The 19,435-nt window shown below is 69.2% G+C and carries 19 protein-coding genes; 11 read left to right on the top strand and 8 right to left on the bottom strand.

Features of this window, described 5'->3' with window-relative positions; all coding sequences use genetic code 11:
* Window positions 1–53: 53 nt before the first annotated feature.
* Window positions 54–422 carry an Rv2175c family DNA-binding protein gene (locus ACWEKR_RS15100; protein ID WP_159840345.1) on the bottom strand — a complete coding sequence of 123 codons (369 nt, stop codon included), beginning with the start codon at window positions 420–422 and terminating at the stop codon, window positions 54–56.
* A gap of 118 nt (window positions 423–540) precedes the next feature.
* Here ACWEKR_RS15100 and pknB point away from each other — a divergent pair, with 118 nt between their 5' ends.
* Complete coding sequence (gene pknB / locus ACWEKR_RS15105; protein ID WP_452354959.1) at window positions 541–2,508, top strand: Stk1 family PASTA domain-containing Ser/Thr kinase; 1,968 nt, start codon at window positions 541–543, stop codon at window positions 2,506–2,508.
* A 49-nt stretch (window positions 2,509–2,557) separates the two neighbouring features.
* On the opposite strand, the gene ACWEKR_RS15110 is transcribed toward pknB, so the two are convergent.
* A complete protein-coding gene (locus ACWEKR_RS15110; protein WP_195090623.1) occupies window positions 2,558–3,943 on the bottom strand; it encodes a class II 3-deoxy-7-phosphoheptulonate synthase in 1,386 nt (461 codons plus the stop codon).
* A gap of 187 nt (window positions 3,944–4,130) precedes the next feature.
* On the opposite strand from ACWEKR_RS15110, the gene ACWEKR_RS15115 reads away from it, so the two are divergent.
* Complete coding sequence (locus tag ACWEKR_RS15115) at window positions 4,131–4,631, top strand: polyadenylate-specific 3'-exoribonuclease AS (RefSeq protein ID WP_067800586.1); 501 nt, start codon at window positions 4,131–4,133, stop codon at window positions 4,629–4,631.
* A gap of 67 nt (window positions 4,632–4,698) precedes the next feature.
* On the opposite strand, the gene qcrB is transcribed toward ACWEKR_RS15115, so the two are convergent.
* From qcrB to ctaE, 4 genes are all read right to left on the bottom strand, one after another.
* A complete protein-coding gene (gene qcrB, locus ACWEKR_RS15120) occupies window positions 4,699–6,318 on the bottom strand; it encodes a cytochrome bc1 complex cytochrome b subunit (RefSeq protein ID WP_452354960.1) in 1,620 nt (539 codons plus the stop codon).
* Window positions 6,315–7,490: a cytochrome bc1 complex Rieske iron-sulfur subunit gene (gene qcrA / locus ACWEKR_RS15125; protein ID WP_159840372.1), complete on the bottom strand. Its 1,176-nt coding sequence runs from the start codon at window positions 7,488–7,490 to the stop codon at window positions 6,315–6,317. The genes qcrB and qcrA overlap by 4 nt, the downstream gene beginning before the upstream one ends.
* A 26-nt stretch (window positions 7,491–7,516) precedes the next feature.
* Window positions 7,517–8,380 carry a cytochrome bc1 complex diheme cytochrome c subunit gene (gene qcrC, locus ACWEKR_RS15130; RefSeq protein WP_195090619.1) on the bottom strand — a complete coding sequence of 288 codons (864 nt, stop codon included), beginning with the start codon at window positions 8,378–8,380 and terminating at the stop codon, window positions 7,517–7,519.
* Between the two features lie 85 nt (window positions 8,381–8,465).
* The gene (gene ctaE / locus ACWEKR_RS15135; protein WP_452354961.1) at window positions 8,466–9,077 is read right to left on the bottom strand and encodes an aa3-type cytochrome oxidase subunit III; all 612 of its coding nucleotides are present in this window, start codon (window positions 9,075–9,077) and stop codon (window positions 8,466–8,468) included.
* A gap of 197 nt (window positions 9,078–9,274) precedes the next feature.
* On the opposite strand from ctaE, the gene ACWEKR_RS15140 reads away from it, so the two are divergent.
* The 3 genes from ACWEKR_RS15140 to ACWEKR_RS15150 all read left to right on the top strand — a co-directional run bounded on the left by ACWEKR_RS15140 (window position 9,275) and on the right by ACWEKR_RS15150 (window position 11,255).
* Entirely contained in the window at window positions 9,275–9,700 is a 426-nt protein-coding gene (locus ACWEKR_RS15140; RefSeq protein WP_452354962.1) for a hypothetical protein, read from the top strand.
* 68 nt (window positions 9,701–9,768) lie between these two features.
* A complete protein-coding gene (gene trpD / locus ACWEKR_RS15145) occupies window positions 9,769–10,830 on the top strand; it encodes an anthranilate phosphoribosyltransferase (protein ID WP_452354963.1) in 1,062 nt (353 codons plus the stop codon).
* 140 nt (window positions 10,831–10,970) lie between these two features.
* Window positions 10,971–11,255 (top strand): hypothetical protein, encoded by a 285-nt coding sequence (locus ACWEKR_RS15150; RefSeq protein WP_452354964.1) that lies wholly within the window; start codon window positions 10,971–10,973, stop codon window positions 11,253–11,255.
* 6 nt (window positions 11,256–11,261) lie between these two features.
* On the opposite strand, the gene ACWEKR_RS15155 is transcribed toward ACWEKR_RS15150, so the two are convergent.
* Together ACWEKR_RS15155 and ACWEKR_RS15160 are read right to left on the bottom strand one after the other, a co-directional pair.
* Entirely contained in the window at window positions 11,262–11,537 is a 276-nt protein-coding gene (locus ACWEKR_RS15155) for an Lrp/AsnC family transcriptional regulator (protein WP_063020259.1), read from the bottom strand.
* Between the two features lie 5 nt (window positions 11,538–11,542).
* Window positions 11,543–13,369, bottom strand: a complete 1,827-nt coding sequence (locus tag ACWEKR_RS15160; RefSeq protein WP_452354965.1) for a DEDD exonuclease domain-containing protein — start codon at window positions 13,367–13,369, stop codon at window positions 11,543–11,545.
* Window positions 13,370–13,965: 596 nt separating this feature from the next.
* On the opposite strand from ACWEKR_RS15160, the gene ACWEKR_RS15165 reads away from it, so the two are divergent.
* The 6 genes from ACWEKR_RS15165 to ACWEKR_RS15190 all read left to right on the top strand — a co-directional run bounded on the left by ACWEKR_RS15165 (window position 13,966) and on the right by ACWEKR_RS15190 (window position 19,425).
* Window positions 13,966–14,535, top strand: a complete 570-nt coding sequence (locus tag ACWEKR_RS15165) for a C40 family peptidase (protein WP_452354966.1) — start codon at window positions 13,966–13,968, stop codon at window positions 14,533–14,535.
* A 218-nt stretch (window positions 14,536–14,753) separates the two neighbouring features.
* Window positions 14,754–15,818 carry an NlpC/P60 family protein gene (locus ACWEKR_RS15170; RefSeq protein ID WP_452354967.1) on the top strand — a complete coding sequence of 355 codons (1,065 nt, stop codon included), beginning with the start codon at window positions 14,754–14,756 and terminating at the stop codon, window positions 15,816–15,818.
* A 147-nt stretch (window positions 15,819–15,965) separates the two neighbouring features.
* Window positions 15,966–16,967, top strand: a complete 1,002-nt coding sequence (locus ACWEKR_RS15175) for a hypothetical protein (protein WP_452354968.1) — start codon at window positions 15,966–15,968, stop codon at window positions 16,965–16,967.
* Window positions 16,968–17,409: 442 nt separating this feature from the next.
* Window positions 17,410–18,537, top strand: coding sequence for a glycosyltransferase family 4 protein (locus ACWEKR_RS15180; protein ID WP_195090601.1), 1,128 nt, complete (start codon window positions 17,410–17,412; stop codon window positions 18,535–18,537).
* 29 nt (window positions 18,538–18,566) lie between these two features.
* Complete coding sequence (locus ACWEKR_RS15185) at window positions 18,567–18,950, top strand: polyketide cyclase / dehydrase and lipid transport (RefSeq protein WP_452354969.1); 384 nt, start codon at window positions 18,567–18,569, stop codon at window positions 18,948–18,950.
* A 37-nt stretch (window positions 18,951–18,987) separates the two neighbouring features.
* Window positions 18,988–19,425 (top strand): SRPBCC family protein, encoded by a 438-nt coding sequence (locus ACWEKR_RS15190; RefSeq protein ID WP_195090597.1) that lies wholly within the window; start codon window positions 18,988–18,990, stop codon window positions 19,423–19,425.
* Window positions 19,426–19,435 lie beyond the last annotated feature (10 nt).

Consider the following 19,435-nt stretch of genomic DNA (forward strand, 5'->3'; position numbering starts at 1 on the left):
CGTTCGCGAGCCACAAAGGGGCCGCGAACACCCAGCGCCGAAGGCGCTGGAAATTAAAACGGCTCCGCGGCGGCCCGGCGCAGGACTTCCCGGGCGAGCGGCCCGTGCAGGGCGTCGATCGGCTTGCCGGGCAGGGTCTCGTCTTCGGTGAAGATCCACTCCAGGATCTCCGCGTCGGTGTACTTGGCATCGCGCATCACCGTGATCAGGCCCGGCAGCGGCTTCACGACCGCGCCCGTGTCGTCGAAGAAGCGCTCGGGGACGCCCGCCACGCCGCCTCGGCGGACCGCGATCAGCTGGTGATCGCGCAGCATCTGGTGCACCCGGGTCACCACCAGCCCGAGTCGCTCGGCCACCTCCGGCAGCGGCACCAGGGCCACCGACTGCGGAAGGACGTCGTCACTGCAGGGAAATGCACTCACCCGGACAACGGTAGACGGTCGGGCGCCGCACGTCGTGAGACACCCGGGCTGGTGGGAGTCGATACCATCGTGGGGGCCGCACGGAGCGGCTGACTATGTGAAAGCCGGAGGACTTCTCTTGATCGGCCAGATGCTGGAAGGGCGCTATCGGATCGATGCGCCGATCGCCCGCGGCGGAATGTCGATGGTCTTCCGCGGGGTCGACACCCGCCTGGACCGGCCGGTCGCCATCAAGGTGATGGATCCGAAGTTCGCCGGCGACCCGCAGTTTCTCTCGCGGTTCGAGTTCGAGGCGCGCGCCGTCGCCAAACTCAAGCATCCTTCGCTGGTCGCGGTCTACGACCAGGGCGTCGACGGCGATCACCCCTTCCTGATCATGGAACTGGTGGAGGGCGGCACCCTGCGTGAGCTGCTGCGTGAACGCGGCCCGATGCCCCCGCACGCGGTACGCGCCGTCGCCGAGCCGGTCCTCGCGGCGATCGGCGTCGCCCACTCCGCGGGCCTGGTGCACCGCGACATCAAACCGGAGAACGTACTGATCTCGGACGCGGGCGAGGTCAAGATCGCCGACTTCGGCTTGGTGCGCGCGGTGGCGGCGGCGAACACCACGTCGGCGAGCGTCATTCTCGGCACCGCCGCCTACCTCTCTCCGGAGCAGGTCACCAGTGGCTCCGCCGACTCCCGCAGCGACGTCTACTCCTTCGGACTGCTGATCTTCGAACTGCTCACCGGCCGGGTGCCGTTCACCGGCGACACGTCGATCTCGGTGGCGTATCAACGCATCGAGAACGATGTGCCCAGCCCGAGCGGCTTCATCTCCGGGGTACCGCCGGAATTCGACGAACTGGTCGCCAAGGCCACCGCGCGTGAACCCGCGCACCGGTTCGCGGACGCGAACGAGATGGCTACCGCGCTGCGGCGGATCGGCGCCGCGCTACACCTGCCCCCGTATCGGGTGCCTGCGCCGCAGGAGTCCGCCGAGCATCTCAGTGCGAGCTACCGGGCTGTTGCGCCGGCTCCGGACGACCGGCCGGGCTTCGCCGGGGCGTCGGCCCATGAGCCGCACGCGCCGCAGCCGCTGCAGCACACCAGAGTGGTCACCGCGCAGCGGCCCCGCGTCGATCATGGTCCGGAGGCTTACGACCCGCCGCAACCGGTGCGGCAGGCTCACCCCGCACCGCCGTACTCGCCCTACGCCGACGAACTCACCCGGTCCCGGCGCACCGTGTGGCTGTGGGTGGCCATCGTCGCGGTTCTCACGTTGCTGGTGGGTATCGGCGGCTGGTGGCTGGGTGTCGGCCGTTACTCGCCGGTGCCGCCGATCGCCGGTCTGGACACCGACAAAGCGGTCGCCACGTTGCAGAACGCCGGGTTCGAGACCGAGATCCGGCAGAAGGCGTCGGACACCATCCCGGTCGGCGGCGTGGTCGGCAGCGACCCGTCCGCCGGATCCAAGATCACCAAAGGGTCCACGGTCGCCGTCCTGGTCTCCAACGGCAAGCCCAAGGTGCCGGACGTCAAACCGGGTGACCAGGTGTCGAAGGTCAACCAGTTCATCCGGGACAACGGCCTGCAACCGGTGGACGCCGGTGAAGAGGGCAGCACCGCGCCGAAGGGAACGGTCGCCAGGGTGGAGCCCAGGCCCGGCACCGTGCTGCCGCTCGGCGCGCAGGTGAAGGTCTACCGCAGCAAGGGATCCCAGCCGGTGAAGGTTCCCGACGTCCGCGGTAAGTCGACCGACGAGGCCACCAAGATCCTCAGCGACGCAGGCATCGCGATACGCGAGACCAAACCCCAGTTCGACCGCACGATCGAGGCGGACAAGGCCATCGGCACGCAGCCGGGCGCGGGCGCCACCATCCAATCCGGCGACGGCGTCGTCCTGTTGATCTCCAACGCGTTGAAGATGCCGGACGTGCGCGGATGGACCGTGGCCAACGCCCGCGCCAAACTGGAGAGCCTCGGTCTGCAGGTCGAGGTGAAGCAGTTGGCCCGGGCGGACAGCTCGCTGGTGGTCTCGCAGACCCCGGCCATCGGTGTCAACCTCGAGGCGGGCGACACCGTCACCATCGTGGCCCTCCCCTAGCGGACCGGCCCGCGGATCGGCGACGACCACGCGGCCCGGATGCGGGAACTCAGCGCAGCATCTCGGCGACGAGGAACGCCAGTTCCAGCGACTGCTGGGTGTTCAGCCGGGGATCGCAGGCCGTCTCGTAGCGGCCGGACAGGTCCAGGTCGGAGATGTCCTGTGCGCCGCCGAGGCATTCGGTGACGTCCTCACCGGTGAGCTCGATGTGCATGCCGCCGGGGTGCGTGCCGAGCGCGTGGTGCACCTCGAAGAAGCCCTGGACCTCGTCGACGATCCGGTCGAAGTGGCGGGTCTTGAATCCGGTGGACGCCTCGTGGGTGTTGCCGTGCATCGGGTCGCACTGCCAGATCACCTGGTGACCGGTGGCCTGCACCTTCTCGATGATGGGCGGCAGCACGTCGCGGACCTTGCTGTGCCCCATGCGGGACACGATGGTCAGCCGGCCCGGCTCGTTGTTCGGATCGAGCCGCTCCACGTATTCCACTGCCTGGTCGGGCGTGGTGGACGGGCCGATCTTCAAGCCGATCGGGTTGGCGACCAACTCCGCGAACGCGATGTGCGCGCCGTCCAGCTGGCGGGTGCGCTCACCGATCCAGAGGAAGTGCGCCGACAGGTCGTAGAGCACCGGCTCGCCGATCGCGTTCTCGCTCAGCCGCAGCATGGCGCGCTCGTAGTCCAAGACGAGCGCCTCGTGGCTGGCGTAGATACGAGCCGCTTTCAGGCTCGGATCGTTGACCCGGCACGCGGTCATGAAAGCCAGGCCGCGGTCGATCTCCTCGGCCAGCGCCTCGTAGCGTGCACCGGCCGGCGACTTGGCCACGAAGTCGCGGTTCCAGTCGTGCACTTTGTGCAGGTCGGCCATGCCCGCGCCGGTCAGCGCGCGGACCAGGTTCATCGCGGCGCTCGCGTTGGCGTAGGCGCGGACCAGGCGCGACGGGTCGTGCTCGCGCAGCGCCGCGTCGGCGGCCAGCGAGTTCACCATGTCGCCGCGGTAGGACTTGAGGCCGAGCGAATCGGTGTCGGAGGAACGCGGCTTGGCGTACTGGCCCGCGATACGCGCGACCTTCACCACCGGCAGGCTCGCACCATAGGTGAGCACGACCGCCATCTGCAGCAACGTGCGGATGTTGCCGCGAATGTGCGGCTCGGTGTTGTCGGCGAAGGTCTCCGCGCAGTCGCCACCCTGCATGAGGAACGCCTCGCCGCGCGCGACCTCGGCCAGCTGGGAGCGCAGCTCCTCCACTTCGGCGGGCACGCAGATCGGCGGCACGCTCTCCAACACCGTGCGCATCTTGGCCGCCTGCTCCGGATCCCAGGACGGCTGCTGCAGCGCAGGTCGCGCGAGCGCGTCGTCCAACCGCCTGCGCAGCTCGGCGGGCAGCGGCGGCAGTTCCGGCAGGCGATCGATGGGTACGTCGACGGTCCAGTTCACGACTTCAGAATACGGACCGTCCACCCCGTGGGGATAGCCGGTAGTAGTGGTCGAGTCCGGCACCAAGGTGGTGGAAATCTCCACCGTATGGACCCTTGCGCGACGCTCGGCGCACGTCACCATAGGGTTGCCGGGGAACCCTTCACCTGCCGCGACGGCACCGGAAGTCGAGGAGAGACCGATCTCGCTGCGATATTTTTATGACTGCGAATTCATCGAGGACGGTGTGACCATCGATCTGGTCTCCATCGGCGTCGTCTGCGAGGACGGCCGGGAGTACTACGCGGTGTCCACCGAATTCGATGCCCGACGCGCCGGGCCCTGGGTGCGCAAATTCGTGCTGCCCCAGCTGCCTTCGCCTTCCTCGCCGCTGTGGCGCAGCCGCGACCGGATCCGGGACGAGCTGTACGCGTTCCTGGTGCCGCGGCCGACGGTGCAACCGGAACTGTGGGCTTGGGTCTCCGCCTACGACCACGTCGCCCTGTGTCAGCTGTGGGGTTCCATGGTGGACCTGCCCAACGCGCTGCCGCGCTACACCAACGAGTTGCGCCAGCACTGGGAGGCGCACGGCCGCCCGGAACTCCCGCCGATCCCGCCGGACGCGCACGACGCGCTAGCCGACGCCCGGCACAATCTCGCCAAGTTCGAAGCCATCGAGGCCGCACGACGGGCCGCTCCCCGCCTGTGACACCCGCGGCATGACGCACGACGGCCCCGAGTCGGATCGACTCGGGGCCGTTCGCGTTTGACGGGCGTCAGTGGCCGTTCTTGCCGTTCGCCGCCTCTTGCACGCGCTGCAGCACCTTCAGCTGCTTGTGCTCTTCCGCGTGATCGATCTCGAAGTGCCGGTCGCTCTCCTCCTGCGGGTCGGGCCGCAGGAAGCTGCCGGTGCCGGGGCTGCCGGCCGAACCGAGCTGGTTCATCTTCTTCGGGACCGGAGCACCCTGGTACTCCAGCGGGATCGGGTGGCCGTGGTCGTCGACCGGGCCGAGCGGCTGGTGCACCTCGATGTACTCACCGTGCGGCAGACGCTTGATCACGCCGGTCTCGATGCCGTGCTCGAGCACCGCGCGGTCGCTGCGCTGCAGCCCGAGGCAGAACCGGTAGGTGAGGTAGTACGCGACCGGCGGCGCGATCAGCAGGCCGATGCGGCCGATCCACGTGGTCGCGTTCAGCGAGATGTCGAACTTCAGCGCGATGATGTCGTTGACACACGACAGCGTCAGGACCAGGTAGAACGCGATGGCCATCGCGCCGATCGCGGTGCGGACCGGGACGTCGCGCGGACGCTGCAACAGGTTGTGGTGCGCGCCGGTGTCGCCGGTCAGCCGCTTCTCGATCCACGGGTAGGCGATCAGCACGGTGAATACCAGACCCATGATCAACGCGACCCAGAACACCGCCGGGACCGTGTAGTTGCCCAGGTAGAGCTCCCACGGCGGCATCAACCGGGCCATGCCGTCGGTCCACATCATGTAGAAGTCCGGCTGCGAACCCGCCGACACCTGCGACGGGTTGTACGGCCCCAAATTCCAGATCGGATTGATCTGGAACACGCCGCCCATGATGCCCACGATGCCGAGGGTGAAGGCGAAGAACGCGCCCTGATCGGCAGCGAACACCGGCACGATCCGCGCGCCCACCACGTTGTTCTCGGTGCGGCCGGGGCCGGGGAACTGGGTGTGCTTCTGGTACCACACCAGCGCCACGTGCGCCGCGATCAGCGCCAGGATGATGCCGGGGAACAACAGCACGTGCGCGATGTAGAGCCGCGGGATGATGATGTCGCCGGGGAAGTCGCCGCCGAAGATCAGCCAGTGCATCCAGGTGCCGATGATCGGGATGCTCATCGTGATACCGCCGAACGCGGCCCGCAGGCCGGTGCCCGACAGCAGGTCGTCGGGCAGCGAGTATCCGAAGAACCCTTCGAACATCGCCAGGATCAGCAGCAGCGAACCGATCACCCAGTTCGCCTCACGCGGCTTGCGGAACGCGCCGGTGAAGAAGATGCGGAACAAGTGGATGATGATCGACGCCGCGAACAGCAGGGCCGCCCAGTGGTGGACCTGGCGGACGAACAGGCCGCCGCGCACCTCGAAGGTGATGTTGAGCGCCGTCTCGTACGCCCGCGACATGGTCACGCCGCGCAGCGGCTGGTAGGCGCCGTTGTAGACGACCTCGCTCATCGACGGATCGAAGAACAGGGTCAGGTAGACGCCCGACAGCAGCAGGATGATGAAGCTGTAGAGCGCGATCTCGCCGAGCAGGAACGACCAGTGTGTCGGGAAGACCTTGTTGATCGACCGCTTCATGAAGGCGGCGGCGCGGTAGCGCTCGTCCGCCTCGCTGGCTTGGGCTGCGACTGAAGGACTCATGAACGGCGCTCCCAGTAGGCCGGGCCGAGCGGCTCGATGAAGTCGCCGTTGGCGACCAGGAAGCCCTCAGCGTTGACGGTGATCGGCAGCTGCGGCAGCGCGCGAGCGGCGGGACCGAAGATCGGCTTGCCCCACTCGGTCGCGGAGAACTGCGACTGGTGGCAGGGGCACAGGATCCGGTTGGTCTGCTGCTCGAACAGCGAGGTCGGGCAGCCGAGGTGGGTGCAGATCTTCGAGTAGGCGAAGTAGTCGCCGTAGTTGAAGCTCTCCTGGCCCTTGCGCTTGATCGCCTTCTGCGCGTCTTCGGTGCGCAGGCGGATCAGCATGACCGCGTTGCGGATGCCGCGCAGCGATTGAAGGGTCGCGTGCTCGTCACCGCGCCACTTCTCTTTCCAGGGGAACACCGTCTCCATGGCGCCCGCGTCCAGATCCTCGGGGCGCACCAGCACCACGTCCTCCGGGCGACCGGTGTCGCGACGGATGTAGATGGTCTCGCCCGGGAAGTCCGGAGTCCAGCCGGAGACCCACAGCGGCGACTTGTCGCCCTTGGCCCACGGGTTCTTGATCAAGCCGCCGACGAACACCAGCAGCGCGCCGACGCCGAGCACGCCGACGCCCGCGCCCGCGGTGCGGGTGATCATCTTGCGACGCCCCAGCGTGGAGGTATCCAGCGCGTCCTGCAGTTCGGCGACCAGAGTGCGTCGCTCGACCTCCGGCGACGGACCGTCATGCCGCTCCTGGATGGACAGCTCGGCGGGGATGAACAGCTTGCGGATCAGCACCACCGCGACGCCGATGACCAGCACCGAGATGCCGAAGGTGAGGCCGACCAGGGGGGTGAACAGGGAGTAGAGCCCGTGGCCCTCCTCGTCCTTGCCCTTGAACTCCCACGGCCAGAACAGGAACACGCCGACCAGCGCCGCGGCCGCGATGCCGGACACGGCGAACCAGAAGGTCACCGCGCGCTCGGCGCGCTTCTCCGCCCGGGTGCCCGGGATCGGGAAGCGCTCGCGGCGGTAGGCGACGTCGACGCCGTCGCGCTCGGTACCGAGTTTGACCAGCTCGTCGCGCGACATCTTGTCGAGGTCCGCCTCGGTCGGCTCGGCCGGGTTGGCGTTCACCGACTGCTCCTTCGACAGATGCGCGTCGTGGCCTTCATCCGGCCGACCCATGTCGTCTCGCTCCTTCTCGCTATTGCTCATGACCGGGATCCGATCCACATCGCCGCGCCGACCACGAGCGTGATGCCGACCACCCAGATGGCCAGGGCCTCGGTCGCGGGGCCGAACCCGCCGAGATCCCAGCCGCCCGGGGCGCGCTCCTCGGTCGCGTTCTTGACGTAGGCGATGATGTCGCGCTTTTCCTCCGGGCTCAGCTGGCGGTCGGAGAACTTCGGCATGTTCTGCGGGCCGGTGAGCATCGCGTCGTAGATCTGCTGCTCGCTGGCCGGTTCCAGCGGCGGAGCGAACTTACCGGAGGACAGCGCGCCGCCGCGCCCGGTGAAGTTGTGGCAGGACGCGCAGTTCATCCGGAACAGCTCCGAACCGCGGGCGATGTCGCCACCGCGCAGCGACTCCTGGGCGATCTCGCCGTCGGCGTCGCGGATCACGCTCGGGCCGCCGCCGTTGGCCGCCACGTACGCGCCGAGCGCGTCGATCTGATGGGCGTCGAACTTCGGCGGCTTGCGCTCGGCCTGGGCCTCGTTGCGCGCCATCGGCATGCGGCCGGAGGAGACCTGGAAGTAGACCGCGGCCTCGCCGACGCCGATCAGGCTGGGACCGCGGTCGGCGACACCTTGCAGGTTCGCGCCGTGGCAGGTGATGCAGGACGTGTCGTAGAGCTGCTGACCCTCGCGGATGAGCGCGGACTGGTCCTCGTGCGCGGTGGCGCGCTGCGGGTCCGGCGTGAGGGCCGATGCCAGGAAGCCTGCTCCGACGAGGCCCACCAACAGCGCAAGCCCGCCCGCGATGCGACGGCGAACGCGGCGCTGCCTGCGCGTCTTGCTGGCCTGGCCGTTCCCGGGGCTGGCGGGCTCTGGCGCTGACGGGGGAGATGAACTCATCTGTGTCCCTTTGGAGTAGACGGAACCGACTTCTGCGAAAGATCCTGGGTCGCACCGCGCGCGCTCGGCAGCGCGGCGTCCACGATCAGCGGACGAAATAGATCGTGGCGAACAGCCCGATCCACACGATGTCGACGAAGTGCCAGTAGTAGGAGACGACGATCGCCGCGGTGGCCTGCGCCGGGGTGAACTTGCTGACCTTGGTGCGCACCAGCAGGAACACGAACGCGATCAGACCGCCGATGACGTGCAGACCGTGGAAACCGGTGGTGATGTAGAACACCGAACCGTAGGAGCTGCTGGAGATCGACGTGCCCTCGTGCACCAGGTTCATGTACTCGTAGGCCTGGCCGCCGACGAAGAACGTGCCCATCAGCAGCGTGACGACATACCAGCGGCGCAGGCCGAACACGTCGCCCTTCTCCGCGGCGAACACGCCCATCTGGCAGGTGAACGACGACGCGACCAGCACGGCCGTGACCGGCACGGCCAGCTTCAGGTTCAGTTCGGTCGGCTCCGGCGGCCAGTTACCGTTCGCCTGGGCGCGGGCGACGAAGTACATCGCGAACAGGCCGGCGAAGAACATCAGCTCGCTCGACAGCCAGATGATGGTACCGACGCTGACCATGTTGGGCCGGTTCAGCGAATGCACACGCTGGGTAATGGCCGATCCTGGGGTCCCTACTGCGGTCGTCACGGGGGTAAGTATGACTCGTCGTAGTACGACGGCCGTACCCGGGTACGAAACTGGTTCCTCCGTGTCGGAAAACCCAGGAAACGACCGGCGCTGGACCAGCGGGCGGCCTCGGGCGAGTGGTGTGCGCGACGCTGGAACGGGTCGCATGCGGACGAACGCCCGGCCAGCATGACAGCCGAGGGTAAGGAGAAGCTGAGATGAAGGTTCGGGTTCCACTGTGGCGGCGGCTGTGGCGGCGGGGCCGGGATATCGGCCTGGACCCGGACCGAGCCGATCTTGTCGTGGTCGCGTCCGGCTTCGACGACGCCGAGGCGTGTTCGGCCGCGTTGGCGCGCGCGACCGGGCTGACACCCGACGCGCCCGCGGTGCTGCGCCATCACCTGCGTATCCCGCCCCAGCATGTGCAGACCGTCTGCGCGATCGCCGCGCAGGACGGCTACTCCCCCGCGCCGCAGGTCGGCGGCCCGGGCACCGGCGCGCTCGAAACGGTCGTCCTCCAGCGCGTCCAGCTGCTCGACGCCCTGCACTGCTCCCAGGAGCGCTCCCGCATGGCGGGCCTGGCCCAGCGTCACGACGGCATCGCCGACGGCTGGGACGCCCTGCAACCGGGACCGTTGACATAACCGGTCGCGCACTAGGCTGCAGGCAACCAAACTGGTGCGGGAACCGGTGTCGACGGGAGAAGTGTGGAATGAGCGTGCGCAGCTGGCCCCAGGTGCTCGGAATCCTCGCCGACGGTGGCGACCTGGCCGCGGACGACACGGCATGGGCGATGAACGAGATCATGTCCGACAACGCCACCCCCGCCCAGATCGCCGCGTTCGGCGTCGCCATGAAGATCAAGGGCCCCACGCCCGCCGAGCTGACCGGACTGGCCACGGGCATGCTCGAGCACGCCCGGCTGGTGCGGATCGACGGCGACGCGGTCGACATCGTCGGCACCGGCGGTGACCGCTCCGGGTCGGTGAACATCTCCACCATGTCCTCGATCGTGGTGGCCGCGGCGGGGGTTCCCGTGGTCAAGCACGGCAACCGGGCCGCGTCGTCCAAGAGCGGCGGCGCCGACGTGCTGGAAGCGCTGGGCGTCAAGCTCGCACTCGGCCCCGAGAGTGTGGCGCGTTGTGTGCGGGAGGCAGGCATCGGTTTCTGCTTCGCCGCCGTATTCCATCCCGCCCTGCGGTACGCGGGTGCGGCACGCAGCCAGATCGGCATCCCGACCGTCTTCAACGTGCTGGGGCCGCTGACCAACCCCGCGCAGCCGCGCGCCGGGCTGGTCGGCTGCGCGTTCGCCGATCTGCTGCCGGTGATCGCGGGCGTGTTCGCCGAACGCGGCGCGAGCGCGCTGGTGGTGCGCGGCGACGACGGCCTCGACGAGATCACCACCTCCGACACCACCGAAGCCTGGATCGTCTCGGGCGGACGGACCCGCCGGACCACCATCGACCCGACCCGCATCGGGATTCCCCGGGTCGAATTGGACGCGCTGCGCGGCGGCGACGCCGAGGTGAACGCGGGCGTGGCCCGCGACGTGTTCGCCGGTAACGGTGGCGCGGTCCGCGACGCGGTGCTGCTGAATTCGGCCGCCGCGATCGTGGCCTACGACTGGTCGCGCGGGGCGGGCGATCCGGACGCCGATCTGCACGCCGCGCTCGCCGCGGGCATCGAGCGCGCCGCCGCGGCGATCGACACGGGCGCTGCGACCGCACTGCTGGAGCGCTGGGCGAAGCTGACGCAGACCCTCGGCGACAGCTGACGCCTGCCGCCGCGGGCCGACACGCTGAGCTGGACGAAGGCCCTGGTGGAGCCGGGCCGGTAACGTCGGGCGAGCAATCCGGCGCATGCCGAGTTCGCCGGGCCCCGCGCCGACCGGTTCGACCGACGAGGAGCACAGCCATGCGACCCACTGTCCCGGCGCTACTCGCCGTCCCCGCCGTCGCGGGCATCATCGCCGCCCCGACGGCGAATGCGGCCGACGGCGTCTTGTTCGCCGACGACGTCGCCTATGAGAACCCGGCCGGCTGCCTCGAGGTCGGCGACGGGTCCGACGTGGAGATCCGCAACCGCACCGACGTCGTCGTCCACCTGCACGACGCGCCGGGATGCTCGGGCGACGTCGTGGCACTGGCGCCCGGCGACGCCGCCTATTTCGCGGTGCGCAGCGTCCGGGTCGAGGACTGAGCGGGACTACTCGCCCAGCGAGAAACCGGCCTCCACTTCGGCGCGCGAGTACGACTTGAACGCGATGTGCGTCGTGGTGCGCTCGACGCCCGGTGTCTTGTCGATCCGGCCGGTCACCACCTCGGCGATCTGCTCGTGGTCGCGCACCCGCACGATCGCGATCAAGTCCACGTCACCGGCGCAGGAGTAGACCTCGGCGACGCCCTCGGTGTCCGCGACCGCCTGCGCGGTCTCGGGGATGCGGCCGTTGTCGGCGTGAATCAAGACGATCGCGGTAATCATGTCGCTCAGCCTAAGCGGTCGAGATAGCCCTGCTCGGTCGGTTGCGCGCGGACCGCCGCGTCGGCCAGTTCCGCCCAGCCCAGCCAGCGCGCCGCGCCGAGCGCCGGCTCGTGATACCCGTCCGTGGTGCGCACGATTCGCACCCCGGGCCGCGCCAGCCAGCGGGCGATCAATGCCACCTCCTCGGGTGCGGCGCCCCGCAGTGGCGGGGCGTCCTCGACCGCAGCGCTCTCCCCGGATTCCCGGATCGCCGCCTCTCGCTCCGGAAGCGAACCCTCGGCGTGCGTGAAAATACCTGTCGCAACCACGGTTTCGGCGGAGGCGACGATCTGGTCCACGATCGGCATCGGCGGCGTGCCGCGCGGCGCGGTGCCCGAACCGGCCAAGCGGCCGTACCGGATGACGGCGAACTCCCACCCGCCGTCGCCGTCCGGATGCGCGGCGATCAGTTCGGCGATACGAGCCACGGCGGCCAGTCGCTGCGTTCGATGCAGCGCGCGCACCACCCGCGCCGTCCGGTCGCGCAGCCGCGCGGCGGCCTCGAAATGTTCGGCCCGGGAACATGTTTCGATGCGATCGAGCATGGATCGGATCGGCGCGTCGCTGTGCCCGGCGAACAACGCGCGCACGAGCGCGGGCACGGGGGCGTACTCCGTCATGGTCGACGGCCTGCCACCGGCGCCCGCCGGACACCCGCCGACGAGCGCGGGCGGGCACTCGTGCGCCGCCCGCCGGGACAATCGCGTCGTACAGGTTCGCAGACCGGTGAACTCGGCGATGATCACACCCAGATCGGTGGCATCGTTGCGGGAATGGAACGGCCCCAGCGCGTCCCTACCGGCCTCGCGCACCACCGAGAACCGCGGGAACGGCTCGTCGGTCAGGGTGAGCCACCAGGCCCGCTTCGGGAATTTCGACCGGCGATTGTAGGGCGGGGTGTGCGCCACCAGCAGACGCAGTTCACGGACCCCGGCCTCGAGCGCGTGCGCGCACACCACATGGTCCACCCGCGTCGCCAGTGACACCATCTCCTTCATCCGGCCACGGGTCTCCGAACCGGTGAAGTAGTTCCGGACGCGGCGGCGCAGGTTCACGGCCGTCCCTATATATAGGGCTTCATCGGAAGGACCGCGGAACAGATACACCCCCGCAGCGGCGGGGAGGTCGGCCGCGAGGACACGTTTCGAACGCTGCCGGGGCGTGACGTCGGGGAGATAGTCGAGCAGCTCGGTCAGACTGTGGACGCCCTGATTGCCCACTCGGCCGATCAGCGCGTGCAGCACGTCGACGGTGGCGCGGGCGTCCTCCAGTGCACGGTGCGTCGGCTGCGTGGCGGCGCCGAGCAACCGGGCCAGCGAACTCAGCCGGACGGAGGGCGCCTCGTCGCGCCCGAGCACCCGCCGCGCCAGCTTCACGGTGCACAACACCTGCGCCGGCGGCCACGGGGTGTCGCACTGGGCCGCGGCTGCGCGCAGGAACGCCATGTCGAATCGGGCGTTGTGTGCGACCAGCACCGCGCCGGCCGCGAATTCCAGGAAGCCGGGCAGCACCGCCTCGATGCGGGGCGCGGCGTAGACCATCGCGGTGGTGATGCCGGTGACGTGCACGACCGCGGGCGGGATCGTCCGTCCGGGGTTGACCAGCGTCGCGAACTCGCCGAGCACCTCCCCGCCGCGCACCTTCACCGCGCCGATCTCGGTGATGGCGTCGGCCCCGGGGCTGGTCCCGGTGGTTTCCAGGTCCACCACCACGAATGTCGTGTCGTACAAAGGGGTGTCGAGCTCGTCGAAAGCCAGCTGGTGGGCGGGCGGGCGCGGCGCGGGGTCGGACACGGCGTGCAGCGTATGGCCAGGGTCCGACAGGAACCGGGCGCGCGGACACCACACGAAATGTCCGAATGACACCGTGGGGATTCCGGGGCGATACCCGGCAAATGATCTAGAAATGCGATAAAGAGACTCAGATCACAAAAGTTCGAAAACTGTATCAAACATTGCCGCGAGTCGGGCGAAAAGCGACAGCCTCGCGCCGAGCGAATCGACAAGCCGTGACTCTACGGTGCACGAACGCGACCACCATATTGATCACTACGGCTCATTTTGCGTATCTACCTGCGAAGATGATCCGAGAGACGATCCCCGACCCCCGTGCGGTACTGGCCAGTTCTCTCGGCTGCCGAAGCCTGTGCGGTGCTGGGAATACGCTGCCGTTATCTGTTCGTGATTCCATGGGACACATCTCACACCGATTCGCCGGTGAAATTGTTGAGCGAGCGCTTTTCGCTTTGTCGACGCTTTACAAATCACCGTGATGTGTTCGTAACCTTTTCGAGACCTCACGGAGTCCGCCGCGCCGATCGGTGCGGCCCCGACGCAGTCCGCGGCACCACCGGGTGCGGCGTCGTGAGGCAGATTGGGAGTACCGCATCATGACGACCAACGCCGTCAAGCGTCACGCACAGCGCGCTGTTGCCGCCGGGGCCGTCGGCGCTGCCACCATCGGCGCGTTCCTGCTGCCCGCAGCCCCCGCGTCGGCCCAGCCGGTGACCATTCCCGGCGTGGGAACCTTCGAGGTTCCGAACGAAGTCCCGGTGCCGCCGGGTGTGCCGGGCCTCGAACTGCCCGGTCCGGCCCCCCTCCCCTTCGTCGCCCCCAAGAGTTCCGGCGACATCGCCCTGGACGCCGCGCTGAGCAAGGTCGGCTCGCCGTACGTCTACGGCGCCGCGGGCCCCAACGCCTTCGACTGCTCCGGCCTGGTCCAGTGGTCCTACCGCCAAGCCGGCGTCGAGCTGCCCCGCACCAGCGGCGCGCAGCTCGCCGCGGGCAGCCCGGTGTCCCTGGACGATCTGCGGCCGGGCGACCTCGTCTCCTTCTACGGCGGCGGCCACTCCGGCCTCTACGCCGGTGACGGCAACGTCGTGCACGCGTCTACTTCCGGCCAGCCCGTGAAGGTGGCGCCCATCTCCTCGATGCCGGTCGCGGGCGCTCGCCGCTTCTGAGAAGCAGCTGGTCGGGCCGCGAGGCCGCGGCCCGACCGCAGGACGGCTCCGTGATCGTTTCGTGCTCTGCTGGACATCGACCCGGGCCGTTCCGTAACCTAACCGAGACCTTCGATCGATTACCCTCGGTTCGCCCACCGCAAACCCCGGGTCGGACGAAGACCTCCGCGTCGGTTTCGCGAGAGAACGCTTCACGAGAGAACGGGGCACCTCCGGCTGTGGCCGCACATCACCGCAGACAGCAGACCAAACGCCTGATGGGCGGGACGCTGGCAGCCGGAATCCTGGCCGCGGGCCTCTACAGCGGCGGTCCGGCCGGAGCGGATCCCGTAGCGCTTCCCACGAACGCCACCGAGGCCGTGCAGCGGATGATCGATCTGTCTCATCAGTCCGAGCAACTCAACCAGCAGGCCCTGGGAGCGGAAGCCGAACTGGAGGCCAAGCTCGCCGTCCAGCGTGATGCCGACGCCCGGCTGGCCGCCAGCACCGACATGGTCGACCGCGCCCGGGACGAGGTGCGCCGCTACCAGCCGGTCATCGACCGCACCGCGATCGCCGCCTACCAGGGCGCCCGCACCAACCGCTTGTTCGCCGTGCTGGTCAGCGATTCGCCGCAGCAACTGCTGGACCAGATGTCCACGCTGGACGTGGTGTCCGCGCAGACCTCCGAACAGCTCCACCACTACGACAAGGCCACCGCCGCCGCCACCGCGGCCGAATCGGCGGCCCGCACCGCCGCCGACGCCGCCCGCGCCGCCGCGCAGAAAGCCGACGCGGTGCGCATCGATCTGGAACACAAGCGCAGCGATCTCGGCGGCGCCATCGCCGAGGTGGTGCAGGCTTGGAGCGCGCTGTCGGCCAAGGACAAGTCGGCCCTCGCCGGATCGCCGTTCCCGCCCGGATTCGACCGCGACACCCTCTTGCAGGGCCTCGTTCCCGGCAGCGGCACCAGCGCGCTGGCGGCCGGGCTCACCCGAGTCGGCGACCCCTATGTCTGGGGCGCCACCGGTCCGAACCAGTTCGACTGTTCCGGCCTGGTCCAGTGGGCGTTCAAACAGGTCGGCAAGAACGTGCCCCGGACGAGTTCGCAGCAGGCCACCTACGGCACCCCCGTGGCCAAGGACGATCTGCAGCCCGGCGACGTCGTGTTCTTCTACTCCGACATCTCGCACGTCGGCATCTACGCGGGCAACGGGCTCATGCTGCACGCCTCCACCTTCGGCGTCCCCGTCGCGGTCGCCCCCATGAGCTCGACACCGTTCCATTCGGCTCGGCGATACTAGAGGCCGTGAGCGAGCCAACCAGCGGCACCGCACGACCCACGACAGCACCGACCGGCGACGGCCGATCGTGAGCGACCCACGCAGGCGAGGCGGCGCGTCCGTCACCGCACGGCCCCTCGGCGCCGCAGCCCCGTCCGAGGTCCGTCGGTGAGCGGTTCGAGAAGACTGCGTGCGTGGTGGTCGGCGCGGCGGCGATTGGAGTTCTGCCTCACCGTCGCGATGGTGGTGGCGCTCACCGGCGTGTGCGTCGCGCTGCTCATGATGCCGAACACGGTGCTGCCGAAACTGCGAGCCGCGGAACCGGGCGCGGCCGAGGCGGTGGGTCAGGCGGCGGCCGCCGATCCGAGACTGGCCGAGGTGCGCCGCATCGTCGAACCGTTCGGATCGATCATCGCCCGCCAGGTGCCGACCGGAGACGCGCGGCAGTCCCTGGTCGTCGGTCATCCCGACCAGCGAATCGAAATCGATGTGCTGGAACGCGAGCTCGCCGACGCCACCGCCGCCGTGACCGACGTGTGGGGTCCCGGCTGGGCGCAGTCCGCGCTCGTCGTCGTCGCCTCGTCGCCCTCCGAGTTCGCGGCTCTGCTGCGTTCGCCGAGCCTCCTGCCCGCCGAAGTCGCCGCCGCTTCCATCGCCGATCCGTGGTCGCCGGGCAGCCAGCCCACCGGTCAGCGTGTCGTCTTCGGTCCCGACACCGGGCGCCGTCTCGATCCCGAGGGCATGGCCGCCCTGCTGCGGCACGAACTCACCCACATCGCCGCGCGCGCCGAGACCGTCGACGGCGCCCCGCTGTGGATGCTGGAGGGCTTCGCCGACTACACCGCTCACCATCGCGAGGGCCAGCGCTTCGCCGACATCGCTCCTACGCTCACCGCGCATGCCCACGCCGGGCGGATCCCCGACGACCTGCCCACCGACGCCGAGTTCTCCGGCCCCGACGCCGCCTTCACCTACGAGAAGGCCTGGTCCGTCTGCGCCTTCGTCGCCGAGAAATACGACCGGTCCCGCCTGGTCCAGCTTTACCGCCGCATCGCGGCGGGCACGCAGGATCCGGCCACCGAAGACAGCATCCTGCGCGAAGTCCTCGGCACCACCCGCGCCGATTTCGTCGACGACTGGCGCGAGTGGCTCCACACCCGAACCGCCTGACCCCGCAACCGGCCCGACATCGCGTTGTCGTCGCCGCTGCGTCTCGGCCTGAGCTGCCGACCGAGACACGTGGCGCAATCGCGACAACCACGACGATCGCGGCGGCCCCATCGCGGCAACGCCCCGGGTTCCTGTCCGCCACCACGGTCACCTCACCAACGGCGGCGAAAGCATCGGCGTCTTCGTCGCGGCTGCCCCAGTTCGCATCCGTACGACCGCGGCGTTGACGATCGCCACCGAATATCGCCCCACCCACACCATGCACCGCGTCCCGAACCCAGCTCCCTCCCGCCCAGGACGAGCAGATGATCAGGCTCGCGTTCGCGCGGCCGCCGCGTACGCGACGAAGGAGCAAGCGGCGGTCGCGCGAACGCGAGCCACAAGGGGCCGCGAACACGCCGCGCCGAAGGCGCGGCAAAACAAACACAGTATTTTGTTGCGCATGGCCCGAACTTTGCTGGTTACCAATGATTTCCCGCCGCGGCCGGGCGGTATCCAGTCCTATCTGCAGGCTTTGGCCGGTGAGCTGCCGCCGGATGACCTGGTGGTCTACGCTCCGCGCTGGCGTGGCGACAGCCATCTGAAGTTCGACGCCGAGCAGAAGTTCCAGGTGATTCGCCATCCGACGACGCTGATGCTGCCGACGCCGCTGGTGCTGCGCCGCGCCGCGCGACTGCTGCGGAGCGAGAAGTGCGACACGGTGTGGTTCGGGGCGGCGGCGCCGCTGGCGCTGATGTCGCCCGCACTGCGACGCGCGGGCGCCGAGCGCATTCTGGCCAGCACCCACGGCCACGAGGTGGGCTGGTCGATGTTGCCCGGCGCCAGGCAGGCGCTGCGGGTCATCGGCGAGCACGCCGACGTGGTCACCTACGTCAGCCGCTACACCCGCCGCCGTTTCGCATCCGCGTTCGGAGCGGATGCGGCGCTGGAATACCTGCCGCCGGGCGTGGACACCGAGGTGTTCCGTCCGGATCCGGCGGCGCGGGCCGAGCTGCGCGCGCGTTACGGTCTGGGGGATCGCCCGACCATCTTGTGCCTGTCGCGACTGGTGCCGCGCAAAGGACAGGATGCGCTGATCGTGGCGATGCGGGATATCCGGGAGCGGGTGCCGGGCGCGGTCCTGGTGATCGCGGGTGGCGGCCCCTTCGAGGAGAAGTTGCGCGCTCTCGCGGTCGCCATGGGCGTCACCGACGACGTGGTGTTCACCGGCCGCGTCCCGTCCGGTGAGCTGGCCGCGCATCACACGCTGGCGGACGTGTTCGCGATGCCTTGCCGGACCAGGGGCGCGGGCCTGGACGTGGAGGGCCTGGGCATCGTCTACCTGGAGGCGTCCGCGTCCGGCGTTCCGGTGGTGGCGGGCAATTCCGGTGGCGCCCCGGAGACCGTGATCGAGGGCAAGACCGGGCGGGTCGTGGACGGCCGTTCCGTGCAGCAGATCGCCGACGCGCTGGTGGAGATCCTGTCGGATCGGGAGGCGGCCGCGCGGATGGGCGCGGCGGGGCGCGCGTTCGTGGAGCAGCAGTGGCGCTGGGACAGCCTGGGCGCGCGCCTGCGACAGCTGCTGCGGTGATCCGCGTCGCATCTACTACGCTCAGCGGAGTGAGCAGTATCCAGGTCGCAGATCAGACCTTCGTCGCCGCATCGGGGGCCGCCGTGGCCGACTTGCTGTCCGCGCCGAACCAGTGGCGCCGGTGGTGGCCGGACCTGGACCTGGAGGTCCGGGAGGACCGGGGTGAGAAGGGAATCCGCTGGTCGGTGGCCGGGGCGCTGACCGGAACCATGGAAGTGTGGCTGGAGCCCTCGCTCGACGGAGTGATCCTGCACTATTTCCTGCACGCCGAGCCGCAGCCCGCGCTGCCGGTGGGCAAACTGGCCGCCGCCAACCGCGCACGCCGGGTCGCGGGCAAGAGCATGTCCTTCGAGCTGAAGTCCCGGCTGGAGGCGGGTCGCGCGGCCGGTGTCGCTCCCGCGCCCCAGTCTTGATCTACCAGCACCGACGCTGAAAGGAATCGCTGTCCGCATGGCCGACAGGACCCAGAGATCGATCGTCATCGCGGCCCCGTCGCAGCAGGTGATGTCCGTCATCGCCGATCTGGAGTCCTACCCGGAGTGGGTGTCGGCGGCGAAGTCGGTGGAGGTGCTGGAGGTGGGGCCGGACGGTTTGGCCGAGACCGCGCGGTTCGTGCTGGACGCGGGGGTCGTCAAGGACACCTATGTGTTGTCCTACGACTGGCGCGCCGACCGCAAGGCGGTCAGCTGGCGGCTGCTCAGCGGCGAGTTGCAGAAGGCGCAGAACGGCACCTACGAGCTGATCGATCGGCCCGACGGGGGCACCGAGGTGGTCTACACGCTGACCGTGGATCTGAACATCCCCATGATCGGCATGTTCAAGCGCAAGGCCGAGAAAGTGATCACCGACACCGCGCTGAAGGAACTGAAGAAACGGGTCGAAGGCTGACCGCGCACAA

It is taken from the genome of Nocardia sp. NPDC004573, from assembly GCF_053602135.1.

Coding starts and splice junctions, on each gene's coding strand:
- qcrB (WP_452354960.1), bottom strand. CDS start 6,318: ATGAGTCCTTCAGTCGCAGCCCAAGCCAGCGAGGCGGACGAGCGCTAC.
- qcrA (WP_159840372.1), bottom strand. CDS start 7,490: ATGGGTCGGCCGGATGAAGGCCACGACGCGCATCTGTCGAAGGAGCAG.
- qcrC (WP_195090619.1), bottom strand. CDS start 8,380: ATGAGTTCATCTCCCCCGTCAGCGCCAGAGCCCGCCAGCCCCGGGAAC.
- ACWEKR_RS15140 (WP_452354962.1), top strand. CDS start 9,275: ATGAAGGTTCGGGTTCCACTGTGGCGGCGGCTGTGGCGGCGGGGCCGG.
- trpD (WP_452354963.1), top strand. CDS start 9,769: ATGAGCGTGCGCAGCTGGCCCCAGGTGCTCGGAATCCTCGCCGACGGT.
- ACWEKR_RS15150 (WP_452354964.1), top strand. CDS start 10,971: ATGCGACCCACTGTCCCGGCGCTACTCGCCGTCCCCGCCGTCGCGGGC.
- ACWEKR_RS15155 (WP_063020259.1), bottom strand. CDS start 11,537: ATGATTACCGCGATCGTCTTGATTCACGCCGACAACGGCCGCATCCCC.
- ACWEKR_RS15165 (WP_452354966.1), top strand. CDS start 13,966: ATGACGACCAACGCCGTCAAGCGTCACGCACAGCGCGCTGTTGCCGCC.
- ACWEKR_RS15180 (WP_195090601.1), top strand. CDS start 17,410: ATGGCCCGAACTTTGCTGGTTACCAATGATTTCCCGCCGCGGCCGGGC.
- ACWEKR_RS15190 (WP_195090597.1), top strand. CDS start 18,988: ATGGCCGACAGGACCCAGAGATCGATCGTCATCGCGGCCCCGTCGCAG.